Origin of the sequence: Oscillibacter sp. (assembly GCF_031978065.1) — a bacterium.
Lineage (GTDB): Bacteria > Bacillota > Clostridia > Oscillospirales > Oscillospiraceae > Oscillibacter.
Window position 1 is genome coordinate 44921 of record NZ_DALZCH010000005.1, and the last position, 16700, is coordinate 61620.

Annotated in this window: 18 protein-coding genes; 15 read left to right on the plus strand and 3 right to left on the minus strand. The window is 59.0% G+C overall.

Annotated elements, in window-relative coordinates; genetic code table 11:
• Positions 1-18 precede the first annotated feature (18 nt).
• Together RTK01_RS01490 and RTK01_RS01495 are read left to right on the plus strand one after the other, a co-directional pair.
• Positions 19-561 (plus strand): DUF6512 family protein, encoded by a 543-nt coding sequence (locus RTK01_RS01490; RefSeq protein WP_312279271.1) that lies wholly within the window; start codon positions 19-21, stop codon positions 559-561.
• 226 nt (positions 562-787) lie between these two features.
• On the plus strand, positions 788-1975 hold the full coding sequence (locus RTK01_RS01495; protein WP_312279272.1) for a toxic anion resistance protein: 1188 nt from the start codon (positions 788-790) through the stop codon (positions 1973-1975).
• On the opposite strand, the gene RTK01_RS01500 is transcribed toward RTK01_RS01495, so the two are convergent.
• On the minus strand, positions 1972-2229 hold the full coding sequence (locus tag RTK01_RS01500) for a hypothetical protein (protein ID WP_312279273.1): 258 nt from the start codon (positions 2227-2229) through the stop codon (positions 1972-1974). The genes RTK01_RS01495 and RTK01_RS01500 overlap by 4 nt on opposite strands.
• Positions 2230-2300: 71 nt before the next feature.
• On the opposite strand from RTK01_RS01500, the gene RTK01_RS01505 reads away from it, so the two are divergent.
• From RTK01_RS01505 to RTK01_RS01520, 4 genes are all read left to right on the plus strand, one after another.
• Positions 2301-2546 (plus strand): helix-turn-helix transcriptional regulator, encoded by a 246-nt coding sequence (locus tag RTK01_RS01505; RefSeq protein ID WP_312279274.1) that lies wholly within the window; start codon positions 2301-2303, stop codon positions 2544-2546.
• 75 nt (positions 2547-2621) lie between these two features.
• On the plus strand, positions 2622-4622 hold the full coding sequence (locus tag RTK01_RS01510; protein WP_312279275.1) for an FtsW/RodA/SpoVE family cell cycle protein: 2001 nt from the start codon (positions 2622-2624) through the stop codon (positions 4620-4622).
• Complete coding sequence (locus RTK01_RS01515) at positions 4609-5979, plus strand: penicillin-binding transpeptidase domain-containing protein (protein ID WP_312279276.1); 1371 nt, start codon at positions 4609-4611, stop codon at positions 5977-5979. The genes RTK01_RS01510 and RTK01_RS01515 overlap by 14 nt, the downstream gene beginning before the upstream one ends.
• 84 nt (positions 5980-6063) lie before the next feature.
• Positions 6064-6363: a hypothetical protein gene (locus RTK01_RS01520; RefSeq protein WP_312279277.1), complete on the plus strand. Its 300-nt coding sequence runs from the start codon at positions 6064-6066 to the stop codon at positions 6361-6363.
• 213 nt (positions 6364-6576) lie between these two features.
• Here the strand turns inward: RTK01_RS01520 and RTK01_RS01525 are convergent, their stop codons facing one another.
• The gene (locus tag RTK01_RS01525) at positions 6577-7833 is read right to left on the minus strand and encodes a diaminopimelate decarboxylase (RefSeq protein WP_312279278.1); all 1257 of its coding nucleotides are present in this window, start codon (positions 7831-7833) and stop codon (positions 6577-6579) included.
• A 239-nt stretch (positions 7834-8072) separates the two neighbouring features.
• On the opposite strand from RTK01_RS01525, the gene yedF reads away from it, so the two are divergent.
• The 5 genes from yedF to RTK01_RS01550 all read left to right on the plus strand — a co-directional run bounded on the left by yedF (position 8073) and on the right by RTK01_RS01550 (position 11289).
• On the plus strand, positions 8073-8690 hold the full coding sequence (yedF, locus tag RTK01_RS01530; RefSeq protein ID WP_312279279.1) for a sulfurtransferase-like selenium metabolism protein YedF: 618 nt from the start codon (positions 8073-8075) through the stop codon (positions 8688-8690).
• The gene (locus RTK01_RS01535) at positions 8687-9826 is read left to right on the plus strand and encodes an aminotransferase class V-fold PLP-dependent enzyme (protein WP_312279280.1); all 1140 of its coding nucleotides are present in this window, start codon (positions 8687-8689) and stop codon (positions 9824-9826) included. Before yedF ends, RTK01_RS01535 begins: the two co-directional genes overlap by 4 nt.
• Positions 9826-10062 (plus strand): DUF3343 domain-containing protein, encoded by a 237-nt coding sequence (locus RTK01_RS01540; RefSeq protein ID WP_312279281.1) that lies wholly within the window; start codon positions 9826-9828, stop codon positions 10060-10062. The genes RTK01_RS01535 and RTK01_RS01540 overlap by 1 nt, the downstream gene beginning before the upstream one ends.
• Positions 10063-10158: 96 nt before the next feature.
• Positions 10159-10332 carry a DUF6472 family protein gene (locus RTK01_RS01545; protein ID WP_312279282.1) on the plus strand — a complete coding sequence of 58 codons (174 nt, stop codon included), beginning with the start codon at positions 10159-10161 and terminating at the stop codon, positions 10330-10332.
• A gap of 444 nt (positions 10333-10776) precedes the next feature.
• Positions 10777-11289 (plus strand): nitroreductase family protein, encoded by a 513-nt coding sequence (locus RTK01_RS01550; RefSeq protein ID WP_312279283.1) that lies wholly within the window; start codon positions 10777-10779, stop codon positions 11287-11289.
• A 49-nt stretch (positions 11290-11338) separates the two neighbouring features.
• Here RTK01_RS01550 and RTK01_RS01555 read toward each other — a convergent pair whose 3' ends face one another.
• On the minus strand, positions 11339-12703 hold the full coding sequence (locus RTK01_RS01555) for a D-alanyl-D-alanine carboxypeptidase family protein (protein WP_312279284.1): 1365 nt from the start codon (positions 12701-12703) through the stop codon (positions 11339-11341).
• A 342-nt stretch (positions 12704-13045) separates the two neighbouring features.
• Here RTK01_RS01555 and RTK01_RS01560 point away from each other — a divergent pair, with 342 nt between their 5' ends.
• The 4 genes from RTK01_RS01560 to RTK01_RS01575 are packed head-to-tail and all read left to right on the plus strand — an operon-like array spanning position 13046 to position 16464.
• A complete protein-coding gene (locus RTK01_RS01560; protein WP_312279285.1) occupies positions 13046-13426 on the plus strand; it encodes a helix-hairpin-helix domain-containing protein in 381 nt (126 codons plus the stop codon).
• Positions 13427-13446: 20 nt separating this feature from the next.
• Complete coding sequence (locus tag RTK01_RS01565) at positions 13447-14124, plus strand: response regulator transcription factor (protein WP_312279286.1); 678 nt, start codon at positions 13447-13449, stop codon at positions 14122-14124.
• Positions 14102-15553: a HAMP domain-containing sensor histidine kinase gene (locus tag RTK01_RS01570; RefSeq protein ID WP_312279287.1), complete on the plus strand. Its 1452-nt coding sequence runs from the start codon at positions 14102-14104 to the stop codon at positions 15551-15553. Before RTK01_RS01565 ends, RTK01_RS01570 begins: the two co-directional genes overlap by 23 nt.
• Positions 15550-16464 carry a GerMN domain-containing protein gene (locus tag RTK01_RS01575; protein ID WP_312279288.1) on the plus strand — a complete coding sequence of 305 codons (915 nt, stop codon included), beginning with the start codon at positions 15550-15552 and terminating at the stop codon, positions 16462-16464. Before RTK01_RS01570 ends, RTK01_RS01575 begins: the two co-directional genes overlap by 4 nt.
• Positions 16465-16700: the final 236 nt, after the last annotated feature.

A 16700-nucleotide genomic window follows, 5' to 3' on the forward strand; every position in this document is an offset into this window, starting at 1 on the left:
TGGAACGGAGGCGGAGATATGGGCGTTGCAACGCGGCGGCGTCAGTGGTACTGGGCGCTGGGGGACTTTCTTTTTACCGTGGCGGCGGGGACGGCGCTGCATTTTCTCTGGGGCTGGACGGGGGGAAATCGCATCGCGGCGGCGTTCTGCTCCGTGAACGAATCGGTTTGGGAGCACATGAAGCTGCTGTTTTTTCCAGCCTTCCTTCTCTCCATGGCGGAGGTCTGGCTGCGGGACTCCCGGAACTTTCTGGCGGTGCGGGGCGCATCCCTGTGGATTGGGACGGCGCTGATTCCTGTGCTGTATTACACGTACAGCGGAATTGTGGGATTTCATACGCTGTGGGCAGATATCGCCGTGTTTCTGGTTTCGGCGGCGGCGGTGTTTTTACTGGATTGGTGCCTTGGGAGAACAGGGCGGTTTACCTCCGGCTGGCAGCAGGCAGCGGGCCTTGCGGCGCTGTGGGCACTGGCGCTGTTGTTTGTGCTGTGGACCTATCGCCCGCCCAGACTGCCCTTATTTTGGGATGCGGCGGCGGGCGTATACGGACTTGCGCCGTGAATGAATTGTAAACACCCCCTGAAACGTGCTGTTTCAGGGGGCTTTCTCTTGACCGGGGCGTTTGGACAGGAGTATAATAAATCGATTAAAGATTCAGGGCCGGGGCTGGGCGGAGGGGCTTTTATAAGCCCGCAGCAAGGTTCCTGTCCTACATTGCATAAGCGAGAGGACAGGCCCCGGCCGCGAGAGCCGCAAAGCGGCAAATAAACACTTGGAGGAAGAAAACATGGCTGATGAGATTGGAAAAATGCCCGAGCTGACGCTGGAATCGACCGCGGCTGCGGCGCAGGCCGTTCCGGAGCTGACCATAGAGAGCGGGGCTGCCTCCGCACCCGTCGCTCCCGCCGCGCCCGCGCCCAAGCCGGAGGCGGAGCCTGTCCGGCTGGACGAAAGCCTTTTAAACGAACAGGAGAAGAAGGCTGTGGAGGAATTCTCCAAAAAAATCGACCTGACGGATTCCAATATGATTTTGCAGTATGGTGCGGCGGCGCAGAAAAATGTGGCGGGCTTTTCCGAAAATGCGCTGAGCTCCGTGAAAACCAAGGATTTGGGCGACGTGGGCAAGTCCCTTTCCTCGCTGGTGGCGGAGCTGCGGGGCTTTGGCGAGGAAGAGGAGAAAAAGGGCCTGTTCGGCGTGTTTAAAAAGGCCGGGAACAAAATGGAGACGATGAAGGCCCAATATTCCAAGGTGGAGACGAATGTGGAGCGCATCGCCCGGGAACTGGAGCAGCATCAGATTATCCTGCTGAAGGACGTGGCCATGCTGGACCAGATGTATGAGCTGAACCTGAAATATTACAAGGAGCTCACCATGTACATTCTGGCGGGGAAGAAAAAGCTTGCCAACTATCGGGCCGGAGAGCTGGAGGAGCTGCGCAAAAAAGCGGAGGCCACCGGCACGCAGGAGGATGCGCAGACATACAACGACCGGGTGCAGATGTGCGAGCGGTTTGAAAAGAAGCTCCATGATCTGGAGCTGACCCGCATGATTTCCGTGCAGATGGGGCCACAGACCCGCCTTTTGCAAAACAACGACACGCTGATGGTGGAGAAAATCCAGTCTTCTCTGGTGAATACCATTCCATTATGGAAGTCCCAGATGGTGCTGTCCCTGGGGCTGGAGCACTCCCGTCAGGCCACCGCGGCCCAGTCCGCCGTGACCGACACCACCAATCAGCTTTTGAAGAAGAACGCGGATATGCTGAAAATGGGCACCGTGGCGGCCGCCAAAGAGGCGGAGCGGTCCATTGTGGACATCGAGACCCTTCAGCACACCAATCAGCAGTTGATTTCTACACTGGACGAAGTGATGACCGTTCAGCGGGAGAGCGCGGCAAGGCGCAGGGCCGCCGAGGTGGAGCTTGGCCGCATCGAGGGGGAGCTGAAGCAAAAGCTGATGGAGCTGCGCAATTAAAGCCCCTCAAGCATGACATGGCAGACGGAAAATCCCGTTTGGAACATGGCCTCCAGCTCCAGTGCGCGCTGCTGCTCCAGCGTTTCAAGATAGGCGCGGAGCGCGGCACGCTGAGGCTCGGCGAGGGACTGGTCAAGCTTGTCTAGTCCCCGCTGGAGGGGAAGGTCCAGTTCCCGGTATTCATCGGTGCAAAGGCGGGCCGTGAAGCGTGTATTCAGGGCGCGATCATAGATGCAGTGCATAATGTCATTCATAATTATCATCCTCTGCTAACTAGATATTTGAATATTAACATACATAATATTTGTATGTCAAGGGGTGAAGCATGAAAATTCTTGCAACGAGACTAAAGGACCTGAGAGAGGGCCGCAGGATTTATCAGCGGGAGATGGCGGAGATGCTGGGGCTGTCCATGCGGGGCTATCAGAGCTATGAGACAAACACCAGCGAACCAAAGCTGGAAACTCTGGTGTTTCTTGCGGACTATTTCAACGTGTCCGTGGACTATCTGCTGGGCCGGACGGATGTGCCGGGCATGAGAAAAAAGTCGAACCGGGAGAAGCAGGACTGAAAGAAGCCGAAAAGGCTGCGAGGTCTGCAAAAGCAGCAAATGATGCCCTTAGGGGAGTAGAAAGGAGGCGGTAAGATGGCCGGCCTGCAATCCATACTGGATGCTGTGACGGCGGCGCTTGCCGCCGTTCCCATGGCGGGCGCGTGGTTTTCCGCCGTGGTTCGGTTTTTGTTCCCTGTGCTGGCGGTGCTGATTTTATCCCGGGCCATCCGGGGGCTTTTGCGCATCCCCCACACACCGGAAACCTGGGCTCAACTGAGCCTGCCCAACGGCACGGCCCTTCCCCTGACGCATTGGGAAAACATTCTGGGCCGGAGCAAAACGGCGGACGTGATTTTAAACTATCCCAGCATCTCCCGCCAGCACGCGGCATTGTGCCGGGATGAGGCGGGAGACTGGACGCTGTATGACCTCAGCTCTAAGGGCGGCACGCTGCTAAACGGCGAGGTGGTGACCGATTCCGCCCCTGTGCGGGTGGGAGACACCGTGGGCCTTGGCGGCGTGCCGCTGCTCTTCCTGCCCCAGACCGTGGGCGAGCGGGAGGAGACGGAGCGGCGTCGGCAGGCGGAGCGACCCGCCGCCGTGTGGCCCTCGTTTCTGTGGCTGACGGTGTTTCAGGTTTTGGCGTGTCTTCAGTTGATTGTTGCGGCGGGTGAAAAAGCGACAGTTGTCCTGCCGCTGAGCTTTTTGGGGCTGACGGCGGTGATGTGGATTTACTACATCGCCCTGCGGGCCACGAAATGCGTGGGCTTTGAGATGGAGACCATCGCGTTTTTCCTGTCCACCCTGTCTCTTTCCGTCACCGCGTCCTCCGCGCCGGGGTCGCTGCTGAAGCAGTTTATCGCCGTTGTGCTGGGGCTAGGGCTGTTTCTGGCGCTGGGTCTGGCATTGCGGGACTTGAGCCGGGTGCAGAAGCTTCGGTGGATTTCCGCAGCGGTGGCCATGGGGCTTTTGGGGGTGACGCTGGTGCTGGGCAGCCGGGTATTTGGCGCGAAAAACTGGATCATTCTGGGTCCGTTTTCCATTCAGCCCTCGGAAATTGCAAAAATCTTTTACATTTTTGCCGGGTCCGCCACGCTGGAGCGCCTGTTCCGCCGGCGGAACCTGACGCTGTTCATCGTCCTCACCGGGGTTTGCATCGGGTGTCTGGGGCTGATGAGCGATTTTGGAACCGCCGCCGTCTTTTTTGTCACGTTCTTGGTGATTGCCTATCTCCGCTCCGGCGACTTTGCCACGTTGGGGCTGATTTGCGGCGGGGCGGTGTTCGGCGCGGGACTGATTGTGCAGTTTAAGCCGTATATCCTCAGTCGGTTCGCCACATGGGGCCATGCGTGGCAAAACGCGTCGGTGGGCGCGGCCTATCAGCAGACCCGCACCATGTCCGCCGCCGCCAGCGGCGGCCTTGTGGGCATGGGGGCCGGAAGGGGCTGGCTTTATAAAATCCCGGCGGGTGACACGGATTTGGTATTCGGAATGCTGTGCGAGGAGTGGGGGCTGATTGTGGCGGTGCTGGCCATTGCCTCCATCGTGACGCTGGCGGTGTTTGCAGTCCGGGCGTGCCGGGTGGGCCGGTCCAGCTTTTATGTGATCGCCGCCTGCGCCGCCGGGTCGCTGATGGTGTTTCAGACCTGCCTGAACGTGTTTGGTTCTGTGGACCTGTTGCCCCTGACGGGAGTGACGCTGCCTTTCGTGTCCAACGGCGGGTCCGCTATGCTGTCGGCATGGGGACTGCTGGCTTTTCTAAAGGCCACGGACACCCGGGAAAACGCCAGCTTTGCCATCCAGCGCGGGCCGGGCAAACGGCTGACGGAGGAGGCCCGCCGTCGGACAGAGCCGGTGCGGGAGGATGAATTTCGCCGCAGCCCTGTCGGAGAGGACGAAAAGGCGGGACCTGCGAGGGATCATAAACGTTCCAAATCGGGACGCGGCCCGCAGAATGAGTCGGCAGGGACGGAATTTGCGCAGGAGGATGACTTTCTGAAACCGTACTTTGACGATGATAATTCGTTTACCATACCGGAGTTCCTCCGGAACCGGGAAACCGACGGAGAGGAGGACCGCCATGCGGAAAATTGAACGGCGGGCGGTGCTTTGCCTGCTTTTGGCGGGAGCGCTGGGGCTGGGCCTGCTCTTTTTCGTGGGAAAATTTCTGATCCACGGGGGCGGCTGGGCCTCCTCGGCCTTCAATCGGCATCTGTACAACAACGCGGGCGTTTTAACCAGCGGCACGGTGTTGGACCGGGACGGGGACGTGCTCTCCGCCGTGGACGACGACGGAAACCGCACATATTATCAAAACGAGACGGTCCGCAAATCCACCCTCCACGCGGTGGGGGATTTGCAGGGCAGCATTGGAACCGGCGTGCTGAACGCCTTTGCCGACAAGCTGACGGGGTATGACCTTGTAAACGGCGCGTTTTCCGCACATCAGGGAAACTCCATGTACCTGACGATCGACGCGCGGTATAATTATGAGGCGTATCAGGCATTGAACGGCAAGGCGGGAACCGTGGCGGTCTACAACTATAAAACCGGGGAAATTCTGTGCATGGTTTCCGCGCCCAGTTATGACCCATTGAATGTCCCGGCGGACATTCTGGAAAACGACCGGTACAAGGGCGCGTATCTCAATCGGTTTTTATCCTCCACCTTCACGCCCGGGTCCGTGTTTAAAACCGTGACGGCGGCGGCGGCCATTGAAAAGCTGCCGGACTATGACACACGAACATGGAATTGCCAAGGCTCTGTGAAAATCGGGGAGGAGACGATTGTCTGCTCCGGGACTCACGGAGACGAGACGTTTGCCGAGGCGCTGGCCGACTCCTGCAACGTGGCCTTCGCGGAGATGGCGGAGGAACTGGGGGCCGACACGCTGGCAGCCTACGCGGCAAAAGCGGGGCTGACGGACAGCTATTCCGTCAGCGGCCTGCCCACCGCCAAGGGGAGCTTTTCCTTCGACGGGATCACCGACGGCGAGCTTGGCTGGGCGGGAGTGGGACAGTTTCACGACGCGGTGAATCCCTGCGCCCTGATGGTTTACATGGGAGCCATTGGAAACGGGGGAAAAGCCGCCGTTCCCAAGCTGATTTTAAAGACACGGGACAGTCTGGGGCTTCCCTCCTCCCTGAATCTGACCCGCCACACCGGGCGGCTCATCAGCGCAAACACCGCGGAGACGCTGGCGGAGCTGATGGCCAACAACGTGACGGAATCCTATGGAACAAAGCGCTTTCCCAACATGGATATCTGTGCCAAGTCCGGCACGGCGGAGGTGGGAGAGGGCAAAACGCCCCACGCATGGTTTACCGGCTTCCTCAGAGATGAGGACACGCCCTATGCCTTTGTGGCGCTGGTGGAAAACGGCGGCGGCGGCGCGTCCGTGGCCGGGACGGTGGCGGGCCGGGTGCTGGATGCAATTGTAAACGGGTACTGAACCCGTGACATGAGCGCGGAGAGCATTTTCGGAAAGTGAAAAGCCAGCCGCGTCTTCAAGATGACAGAAACCGGAGAGATGGATATGCAGGAAGATTTTACGAAGAAAAAACGGTGGATGAACGCCGGAAGCATTGTTTCCGCCGCAGGGTTACTGCTTTACTTTTTGGGGCGGGCGCTGGGCTTTCCCGAGGCCTTGCTGGGAGCTGTCGCCGTAGCGGGAGCGGCTTTGTCCCTTGCCACGCTGTTTTTGATGATTGCCTGCCGGCAGGACGGAGGCAAGGAGATTATCTCCGGAAACCGTCTGGCAGGGCAGGGGGCGCTGACGGTACTACTGGCCATGGCGGCGGCGGTGGTGTTGAAAGGGGCTGGCCTGCTGGCGTAAGTCTCGGAGACACGGCTTTAGATCGCGGTGTGGGATGAAGCCATGCGCCGGATATATGTAAATCCTCTCATCAGGGAGCAGAGAAAAAATGAAAACGCGTGGGACGGATGAAGCATCCGTCCCACGTGTTTCATTTAGGATAAAGGAATCGCCGCTGAAATGCCCGGCAAGCGTGTTGAAGGGACGATTTGCCCAGAAAATCTGTCCGGCGACTTACCAGACCACCGTGGAGAAATAGTCCTCCACAGTTTCCGCCCGGCGAATCAGCTCCGGGGTGCCGTCTTCCTTCCAAAGAAGCTCGGCGGAGCGAAGCTTTCCGTTGTAGTTATAGCCCATAGCGAAGCCGTGGGCCCCGGTATCGTGAATCACCAGCAGGTCGCCCCGGTCGATTTTGGGAAGCATCCGGTCAACGGCGAACTTGTCGTTGTTTTCGCATAGGCCGCCCGCCACATCGTACTTATGGTCGCAGGGGGCGTCCTCCTTCCCGGCCACAGTGATGTGGTGGTAGGACCCGTACATCGCGGGGCGCATCAAATTGCAGGCGCAGGCGTCCACGCCGATATATTCTTTGTAAATGTGCTTTTCATGGACCGCGCGGGTGACCAAATGCCCATAGGGCGCAAGCATAAACCGCCCCAGTTCCGAGTACAGCGCCACGTCTCCCATTCCGGCGGGAACCAAAACCTCCTCATAGACCCGGCGTACGCCCTCGCCAATGGCGGCGATGTCGTTTTCCGGCGCGTCAGGCTGATAGGGGATGCCCACGCCGCCGGAGAGGTTGATGAAGGTGATGTGGCAGCCCGTCTCTTCTTTCAGCTCCACCGCAAGCTGGAACAGGACTTTAGCAAGGGCGGGGTAATACTCGTTGGACAGCGTGTTGGAGGCCAAAAAGGCGTGGATGCCGAATTCCTTCGCACCTTTGTCCCGCAGCATCTGGTATGCGTCCGCGATCTGGGCGCGGGTCATGCCGTATTTCGCGTCGCCGGGGTTGTCCATCACCTGAAAGCCCTCTCGGGTTTCTCCCAGTGTAAACATGCCGCCGGGGTTGTACCGGCAACTGATTTTCTCAGGGATATGGCCGATGGACTGCTCTAAAAACTCCACATGGGTAATGTCGTCCAGATTGATGACGGCTCCCAGCCGATCCGCAAATTCGTATTCCTCGGCAGGGGTATTGTTGGAGGAGAACATGATTTCCTGCCCCCGGACATCGCATTTGTCCGCCAGCATCAGCTCGGTGAGGGAGGAACAGTCGCACCCGCAGCCCTCCTCATGGAGAATTTTCAAAATTGCGGGCGTGGGAGTGGCCTTCACGGCAAAATACTCCCGGAAGCCGGGGTTCCAGGCAAAGGCGGCTTTCAGACGGCGGGCGTTTTCACGGATGCCCCGTTCGTCGTAAATATGAAAGGGGGTGGGGTATTGGGCGGCCACGGCCTCCAGCTGATCTTTTGTCAAAAAGGGTTTTTTCATGGGAAAACCTCACAATTTATTCAAGTCCGTTCGGGGTGTGAACGGATTCTATTCTATGCGCGGACGGCTTCGGTGTCAAGAAAATCCACGAAATATGACGAATTTGATAAAAAATTTGCTGTGCATCGGTCTTTTCTATAAAAACCGTGCACATATTGAAAGCAACTGTTGAAATTCTGTCGGCCTGCGTCTACAATGAAGGGACAAGAACAGCCCGGACGGGCGGAAGGAGCGGCGGTATGGAAAAAATAACGGTAAACGCGGTGGGCGAGGAGTGCCCCATTCCGGTGGTGAAGGCCACAAAGGCGCTGGGAGCCATGAAAGAGGCGGGAACCCTGGAGATTTTGGTGAACAACGACGTGGCGGTACAGAACTTGGGCCGTATGGCGGCGGGGTATCATTTTTCTATGCGTGTGGAGTCGCGGGAGAACGGCGTTTCCGCCGTGGTGATGGACGTGACCGGCCCGGTTTCTCCCATTGCGCTTGAGACTGCGGGAGATTTGTGCGGGCTGCCCTCTTCGGGCAGCTTTGTGGTGGCGGTGGATACGGACGTGATGGGCCGGGGCAGTGAAGAGCTTGGGAAAACGCTGATGAAGGGCTTTTTATTTGCGGTGAGCCAGCTTCCCAGTCTTCCCAAAACCGTTCTGTTCTATAACGGCGGCGCACATCTGACCTGTCAGGGCTCCGCCTCACTGGAGGACATCAAGACGCTGGCGGACAAGGGCGTGGACATCCGTACCTGCGGCACTTGCCTGAATTTCTACGGACTGACCGACAAGCTGGAGGTGGGCAGCGTCACAAATATGTACGAGATTGTGGAGACGCTGGCACAGGCCGGAAAAGTGGTCAAGCCGTGATTTATCTGGACAACGCGGCGACCACTCGGACCAAGCCTCCAGCGGTGGGACAGGCGGTGCTGACCGCGCTGGAGGGGTTTGGCAACAGTGGACGGGGCGCCCATGGCGAGGCGTTGACTGCCGCCCGGACGATCTACGACGCGCGGGAGAAGCTGGCGGCCCTGTTTGGCTGCGAGGGTCCCGAACGGGTGTGCTTTGCCCCAAATTCCACCGAGGCGCTGAATGCGGCGATATCTGGCCTGTTCGGTCCCGGCGACCATGTGATTTCCACGGACTGGGAGCACAACTCCGTCCTTCGGCCTCTTTACCGGCTGCGGGCGCAGGGGGGTGAGGTGGATTTTGTTCCCGCCGACGGCGGAGGCAGGATCAATTACGCCGATTTTGAAAAGCTCCTTAAGCCCAACACCCGCGGGGTGGTGTGTACACATGCCTCCAACCTTACCGGCGATGTATTGGACCTCGACAGGGTAAGTGCGTTTTGCCGCGCCCATGGGCTTTTGTTTGTGCTGGACGCGTCACAGACTGCGGGGCTATTGCCAATCGACATGGAGGCCCGGGGTGTTACTGCCCTGTGCTTCACCGGTCATAAGGGGCTGTACGGACCACAGGGGACCGGCGGTCGGTGCGTGGGAACGGGCGTGGAAATCCGACCCTTCAAGGTGGGCGGCACGGGGGTGCAGAGCTTTTCCGAAACCCAGCCTCCGGAGTACCCCACACGCATGGAGGCGGGGACGCTGAACGGTCACGGCATCGCGGGGCTGGGAGCGGCACTGGATTGGCTGAATGAAACAGGCATCGAGAAGGTCCGCGCCCACGACCTTGCCCTTGCCCGCCGGTTTTACGAGCGGATTGCGGAGCTTCGCGGCGTGCGGGTCTACGGAGACTTCTGGACGGAGATCCGCGCGCCTATTGTTGCGCTGAATCTGGGGGAACGGGACAGCGCCATGGTGGCCGACGAGCTGGAGCAGCGCTTCCAAATTGCCACCCGCCCCGGCGCACACTGCGCACCCCGGCTCCACCGGGCACTGGGGACGGAGGAGCAGGGCGCGGTACGTTTTTCCTTCGGGTACTTCAATACTGTTTCGGAGGCGGATCAGGCATCTGCCGCCGTGCGGACGCTGGCGGAAGAGCTGTGATGGCCGAAACGGTGTGCATCATCACCTTCCCCACCACCGTGGGGGCCATGGCTATGGAAAAAGCCTGCCGGGAAGAAGGCTTGCCGGGGCGGCTGATTCCAGTGCCACGCAGCGTCACGGCTGGGTGCGGCATGTGCTGGATGGCCCCCGCCGACAGCCGGGAAGCGCTGGAAGAGTTGGTGATTCGGCGCAAAATACATATTGATGGGATTTACGACATGGTCTCGCCCCGATAGGCGGCGCTTTCGTACCTGAGGTTCGACCAATTTGACGGTCGGGCTGACAGAGAGAAAAGATGGCCTTTGGGCGTGGAGAAAGAATGGAGCTTGGATATGACCGGAAAATGCGAGGAATGCGTCCATCTGAACTATGATGAGGAAGCGGAAGCCGACTTTTGCAGCATGGACTTGGATGAAGATGAGATGGAGCGGTTTCTCCGGGCCGATGCGAGGCGCTGCCCCTTTTATCGCCGGGGCGGCGACTATGAGACGGCTCGGCGGCAGTGAGCAGCGGGGATGTACGTAATAGCATAAGGCGGGACGGAGAAAGGCTCCGCTTCGTCCTTCTGATTTTCTCTGATTCGGCTGAGAAGCGGGCGGACGCTTCCCCCCGGCGGGGCATATACTGTCTCAGGGCTGGGCGAGGCCCCGAAAAGCCGACTGCTTTTCGGTTTCCGGGGACCTCGGTCAGGGGTTCCCGTGAAAAGGCGGGCGCGGGGCGGACGCGGGCAAGCTCCGCTCCGGAGAGCCCGGAAGGGTCAGCCCCGCCGCACCGCCGGTGCTTCATGAAAAGCCGCCCCGCTCTGGCCCTGGGAGTTTTTCGTGTGATTGGAAGAGACCCGCACGACCGTATGTATTTTGCGGTTGCGCAGTAAAAGACGGCGTGATACAATTAAAATATAAAGCCGTTATAAAGACGCGAAGACGCCGATACGAAAGAGAGGACCTGACATGGAGTTTGCACAGTTGGAGAAAGCCCGCTATTCCCTGCGGAAGTTCAGTGACCGCCCAGTGGAGCAGGAGAAGCTGGATCTGGTGCTGGAGGCTGCCCGCAGCGCCCCCACCGCCCACAACAAACAGCCTCAGCGCATCTTCGTTTTGAAGAGCGAGGAGGCGCTGGCAAAGGCCGACGCCTGTGCCGGCAGTCATTTTCATCCCCCTTTGACGCTGGTTGTGGCCTATGAGGCCGAAAAGGCATGGATTCGGGAGGGAGACGGCAAGAACCACGGCGAGATTGACGCGGCGATTGTGGCCGCCCAGATGATGCTTCAGGCTGCGGATTTGGGGCTTGGCACCACGTATGTGGGGATGTTTGACCCTTCGGCATTGGTGGAGCGGTTCCCCGAGATGGAGGGCTGTACGCCCGTCGCCCTATTGCCCATCGGCTATCCGGCAGAAGGCGCCCATCCCGCCCGCCTGCACGAGGATCGCAAGCCCATGGAGGAGCTTGTCACAGTTCTGTAAAGCAAAAAGCAGTCTTGCGGATATCCGCGAGACTGCTTTTTTTATGCAATTATCTGCGCCGTCCCCGGTAGCCGCGGGCGCGGCGGGAGGGCTTTCCATAGCGGTATCTCCGACGGCCTAAAGTGAGCTTCCAGCCGATTCCCAAAAGAACCAGAATGCCAAGAACAATCAGCGCCGCCTTTACGGCCATGCGGCTGAAAAACTGCTGAACATTGAACCAGAACGTGAGAAGCTTGGAAGCTTCTACACTGTTCAACGCCACCAGAGGGACGGTGGCATATACCGTGCCGTCCAGAGACATCTCCACGGAACCAAGCTCCTGCCCTGCGGTGACGGGAGCATTCACGGTTTCCGGAAGGTCCAGCTTCCGCTCCAAATCCTCGGACTTTACGTGGTTGGGCAAAAGCAGATCCACCCGGTCGGCGGGGTGAACGGCCACGCTGTCGATTTTGCTGAGATCCACCTTAACGTCTGCCAGCATGTCCAAATCGGAGAGAACCGTCTGGGTGGAGAAGTTGCTAAAGCCCCACTCAAACAGACGCCGGGTTTCGGAAAAGCTCCGCACGTCTGCCACGCCGTCGGCTCCGACGACCCGATCCGCGCCCAGAACAACGCTGATGAGGGTACGGCTGCCCTTGGTGGCGGAGGAGACGAGGCAATGCCCCGCCTCGGAGGTGGAGCCGGTTTTGATGCCGTGGGCGTCGGAGTAGACATAGCCGACGGCTCGCCAGTTGGAAAGCAGATAGTTGGTGGTGCGCAGACGGCGGACAGGGGAGAGGTTGGTGGCGGGAATCTCTGCCACGCCCATGTCGCAAATAGCCATAAACTCCGGATATTTCATGGCTTCCAGAGTGATGAGATACAAATCCCAGGCGGAGGTGTAATGCTGGGAGTCGTGCAGTCCGTTGGGATTGGCAAAGTGGGTGTTCTTGCAGCCAAGGGCCTTGGCCTTGGCGTTCATGGCGTCCACAAAATCCGAAACGCTGCCGCTGACCGCCTCGGACAGCACGTCGCAGGCCTCATTGGCGGAAACCACCAGCATACACTTGAGATAACTCTCCACGCTCATGGTTTCCCCCACCTGAATCCCGGCGGAGCTGCCGTCGGAGGCAAGGCCCGTCAGCGCGGAGGCTGAGGCGGTCAGCTCCTGATCCAGCGAGAGCTTGCCTTGATCGATTGCCTCCAGCGTCAGCAGTGCGGTCATGATTTTCGTCAGACTGGCGGGGTACAGCTCGGCATGATCATTTTTCTGATAGAGGACCGAGCCGGTTTCACTGTCTATCAGCAGCGCGGCCTTGGCCGTAATTGCCGGATCGGGCGTCGGGGTGATTTCATCGGCGGCGGCAGGGACGGCACAGAAGCCCACCACCGTCATCAGCAGTAAAAAAGCAGAGAGGAAGCGTTTGATTTTCATGTGACAATCTCCAATAATCTGTGGTATAATAGCTGCAATGCAACTATGATACTTAATTTAAAATATATACTAAGCTGCAAGGCAGCTATGGCTATAATAGCCGCATAGCGGCAAGTATACTGGCATCTGAGCTATCTTGCTCTCGGTTTTGCCACAGCCGAAAGCTATAGCGTGTGATAGGATTCGGGTGCTGCCCTTCCGGCGGCCCGGTTCTGGGAGCGGGCAATGCACGTCACTGAGTGGGTATCTAACAATATTGCGGCGGGCGGATCGTGTCCGACAAAAGCCCTGTCGCTTCTGCATTCTATTTCAGTATAACAAAATTTTCGGGGGAGTTCAACCGTGACGGGACAAATTCAGCCAACAAAAACTGAGAAAATTCTGCTAATTCTGACAGCGATGTTTCTCTGCCTGTTGCTGGCGCTGTTGTTCCACGCTCAAAGTGCGGGGGCTGAGGGGCGCTACACGGTTAGCACGGAGAGAACCGCTTCGGCCTCCGAACTACTGCCGGAGGAAGGGCCGGAAACGGGGCCTGTCAACATCAATACCGCCGGAAGGGAATCGCTTGCCACCCTTCCGGGAATCGGCGAAAAGCTGGCGGAGCGCATTGTTGCGTATCGAGAGGAACACGGGCGCTTTGAAACCGTGGAGGAGCTGGTGAACGTCAGCGGAATTGGCGAAGGGAAGCTTGCCGCCCTGCGGGAGTATGTAAGTGTCGGATAAATGAAAAGGAGCGCTGAGGTTTGAAGATTTTGGTGGTTGACGACGAACAGTTGCTGGTGAAGGGCATGAAGTTCAATCTGGAGAACGAGGGCTATGAGGTGGAGTGCGCTTATGATGGGGCCGCCGCCGTGTCTCTTGCCCGGAGCGAGCGCTTCGATCTGGTGATTCTGGATGTGATGATGCCGGAGCTGGACGGAATCGAGGCATGCATGCGCATCCGGGAGTTTTCCAACGTGCCGGTCATCATGCTGACAGCTAAAAGCGAGGACGCGGACAAGCTGATGGGCTTTGAATCCGGAGCGGACGATTATCTCACAAAGCCGTTTAACATTATGGAACTGAAGGCCCGGGTGCGGGCGCTGCTGCGCCGGGCGGGGGGAACTCAGCGGGCGCAGGGCAGCGTAATTACCGTGGGGGACCTGTCTCTGGATACGGAGCAGCGGGTGGCGCTCAGGGACGGAAAAACCGTGGAACTGACGGCGAAAGAATATGACCTGATTGAGCTTTTGATGCGCAATCCCCGGCGGGTATACAGCCGGGAAAACCTGATGAACGTGGTGTGGGGCTATTCCTACGGCGGGGACTATCGGACGGTGGACGTCCACATCCGTCGTCTGCGGGAGAAGCTGGAGAAAAATCCGGCGGAGCCGGAGCTTATCCTGACAAAGTGGGGGGTTGGCTACTATTTCAAGAGCTGAGGAAAAAGAGCGGCCGCGGGTTCGAGGCAGCCTTCAGATTAAATTCGGGCTGAGCTATATTCTCCTCATTGCGGCGGTACTGGTGCTGCTGAACACCTATCCGCTGATCGTGTCGGAGGATCTGGCGTTTCGCTCCAAGGCCACCGCCATGGAGAACAGCGTATCTGTGATGGTATCTGCCCTTGCGAATCTGGAAAGTCTGACGGAGGAGAATGTCTCCGCCGCCATGACGCTGGTAGCGGCCGCCGACATGAGTCGGATTCTGGTCACCGATGCGGCGGGGAAGGTGCTCTACGACACCAGAGAGTCCGACGGCGCGGTGGGGGATTATGCGCTGTATACCGAGGTGGTGCAGGCTCTTTCGGGGAACGATGCGTTCACCTCCAGTTATCGCAACGGCGCGTTCCGCAGCCGGGCGGCTGCGCCGGTGCTGTACCAAAACCGCATTATTGGCGCGGTGTATGCCTATGAGTACGATGTGGGGCAGGCGGCGCTGCTGCGGGGCTTTCAAAGCAACATTCGGAATCTGTCCATCATCGTCACCGCTATGGTGCTGGTGGTGTCCTTTATCATGTCCCGGGCGCTGACGGGGAAAATCAGCGAGCTGCTTTCCGCCATCCGCCAGGTGCGGGCGGGAGCTTACAGCCACCGGGCGGCTGTCCGGGGCCACGACGAGATTGCCCAGATCGGCGACGAGTTTAACCGCCTGACAGACCGCCTTCAAACTACGGAGGACGTTCGACGGCGCTTTGTATCCGATGCGTCCCACGAGCTGAAAACGCCGCTGGCCGCCATCCGGTTGCTGACGGATTCTATTTTACAGACAGAGAACATAGACCCTGCGACCACGCGGGAGTTTGTGGCGGACATCGGCCGGGAGGCCGACCGCCTCAGCCGCATCAGCGAGGATTTACTCCGCTTGACTCGGCTGGACGGGGGAGCGGTTCCGATGCCGTCGGAGGTGGACGTGGCGCCGGTGCTGGAGCAGGTGCTGCGGATGATGGAACTGGTGGCGGAAGCGCGGGGGATTGCGCTTCATTGCGACGCTGCCGAGCACTGCCGGGTGCTTGCCACGAAGGACGAGCTGCATCAGGTGCTGTACAATCTTGTGGACAACGCGGTGAAGTATTCCCACGACGGGGGACAGGTTCGGGTTTCCCTGCGCCGAGAGGGAAGACGGGCCGTTTTGACGGTGGCAGATGACGGCGTGGGCATTCCAGAGGAGGATCTACCCCGGATTTTTCAGCGCTTTTACCGGGTGGACAAGGCACGCTCCCGGGCCGCGGGCGGCACGGGGTTGGGGCTGTCCATTGTGCAGGACACCGTGAAAAACCGGGGTGGATCTGTGGAGGCGGCAAACCGTCCGCAGGGCGGTGCGATATTCACTGTCCACTGGCCGCGGGTAGAGGAAGGAGGCGGCGGAGAATGAAATTTCGTGGACTTTTGCTGCTGTGCGCCTTGGCGCTGCTGCCGGGATGCGTTTATGCGACGCGCCAGACCCAGGGCGCGGATGCGGAGAGCTATACATTATATTATATGGCGGAGGATTTGCGGGCCGCGGCCGGAGGCGACGCGGTTCAGTCCGAGCCGGTACTGCTGGAGGGATTTCAGGAATCAGATACCCGAACCGTCGCGGAGAAGCTGACGGAGGTTCTTCTCGAGGGGCCTCGGAGCGAAGAATTGAAAAGCCCCTTTCCGGGAGGGACGCAGCTTCTCTCCGCGTCGCTGGATGACGGTCATGCCACGGTGGACCTCTCCTATCCGTATAGCACGCTATCCGGTGTGGCGCTGACCATCGCGGATTACTGCATTACACTGACGCTGACACAGCTTCCGGAGATTCGCTCCGTCTCCGTCACGGTCCGGGGGCAGGAGCTGGCCTATCGGAATCAGCAGTACTTTACCGGAGGGGATCTTTTGCTGAGCAGCATGGAAGACGTGGTGAGCACCGTGCCGGTGACTCTGTGGTTTTTGAACGAGGCAGGAGAGCTTATGGGCGTTCAGGACAGGCTGGACCTCTACGAGGGGGATACGCAGCTTTCCGCCCTGGTGGCGGCTCTGGAGGCGGGGCCGACGGAGCGGGAGATGATCTCCGCCTTGCCGGAGGGCTTTACAGTGCTGACCACGCAGCTCAGCGACGGAGTGTGCTATGTGAACCTCTCTGCTGCCCTCCTATCCGCTTTGCCAGAGAATGCGGACGTGCAAACCGCACTGGACGCGCTGGCTTTGTCCCTGACCTCTTTGGATGCGGTGCAGCAGGTGCGATACCTGATGGATGGCGAGCCGGCCAGCAGCTTTGGCTCCGCTTCCATTGCGGAAACTTATCCCCGAGAGAATTAAATTGAATAAAGGCGGTCCCGGTGCGAAATTAGCGCGTCGGGGCCGTATTCTTTTTTAAAGTTGAAAAAGGACCGCAACCGCCAAATTAGACAGTGGGAAGGGAGGTGTAAACAGAAAACATAGTAAATATGAGCAAAAGAGAAAAAATGGTCGAAAAAGTGTTGACAATGAAGGCGTATACTGGTAATCTAACAAAGCTGTCCGGGAGGGCGGCGGCAAACCTGAAAAGAATGGTT

What these genes read in the sequence shown, in the direction of transcription:
- RTK01_RS01490 (WP_312279271.1), top strand. Translation starts at nt 19, where the DNA reads ATGGGCGTTGCAACGCGGCGGCGTCAGTGGTACTGGGCGCTGGGGGAC.
- RTK01_RS01495 (WP_312279272.1), top strand. Translation starts at nt 788, where the DNA reads ATGGCTGATGAGATTGGAAAAATGCCCGAGCTGACGCTGGAATCGACC.
- RTK01_RS01500 (WP_312279273.1), bottom strand. Translation starts at nt 2,229, where the DNA reads ATGAATGACATTATGCACTGCATCTATGATCGCGCCCTGAATACACGC.
- RTK01_RS01505 (WP_312279274.1), top strand. Translation starts at nt 2,301, where the DNA reads ATGAAAATTCTTGCAACGAGACTAAAGGACCTGAGAGAGGGCCGCAGG.
- RTK01_RS01510 (WP_312279275.1), top strand. Translation starts at nt 2,622, where the DNA reads ATGGCCGGCCTGCAATCCATACTGGATGCTGTGACGGCGGCGCTTGCC.
- RTK01_RS01515 (WP_312279276.1), top strand. Translation starts at nt 4,609, where the DNA reads ATGCGGAAAATTGAACGGCGGGCGGTGCTTTGCCTGCTTTTGGCGGGA.
- RTK01_RS01520 (WP_312279277.1), top strand. Translation starts at nt 6,064, where the DNA reads ATGCAGGAAGATTTTACGAAGAAAAAACGGTGGATGAACGCCGGAAGC.
- RTK01_RS01525 (WP_312279278.1), bottom strand. Translation starts at nt 7,833, where the DNA reads ATGAAAAAACCCTTTTTGACAAAAGATCAGCTGGAGGCCGTGGCCGCC.
- yedF (WP_312279279.1), top strand. Translation starts at nt 8,073, where the DNA reads ATGGAAAAAATAACGGTAAACGCGGTGGGCGAGGAGTGCCCCATTCCG.
- RTK01_RS01540 (WP_312279281.1), top strand. Translation starts at nt 9,826, where the DNA reads ATGGCCGAAACGGTGTGCATCATCACCTTCCCCACCACCGTGGGGGCC.
- RTK01_RS01545 (WP_312279282.1), top strand. Translation starts at nt 10,159, where the DNA reads ATGACCGGAAAATGCGAGGAATGCGTCCATCTGAACTATGATGAGGAA.
- RTK01_RS01550 (WP_312279283.1), top strand. Translation starts at nt 10,777, where the DNA reads ATGGAGTTTGCACAGTTGGAGAAAGCCCGCTATTCCCTGCGGAAGTTC.
- RTK01_RS01555 (WP_312279284.1), bottom strand. Translation starts at nt 12,703, where the DNA reads ATGAAAATCAAACGCTTCCTCTCTGCTTTTTTACTGCTGATGACGGTG.
- RTK01_RS01575 (WP_312279288.1), top strand. Translation starts at nt 15,550, where the DNA reads ATGAAATTTCGTGGACTTTTGCTGCTGTGCGCCTTGGCGCTGCTGCCG.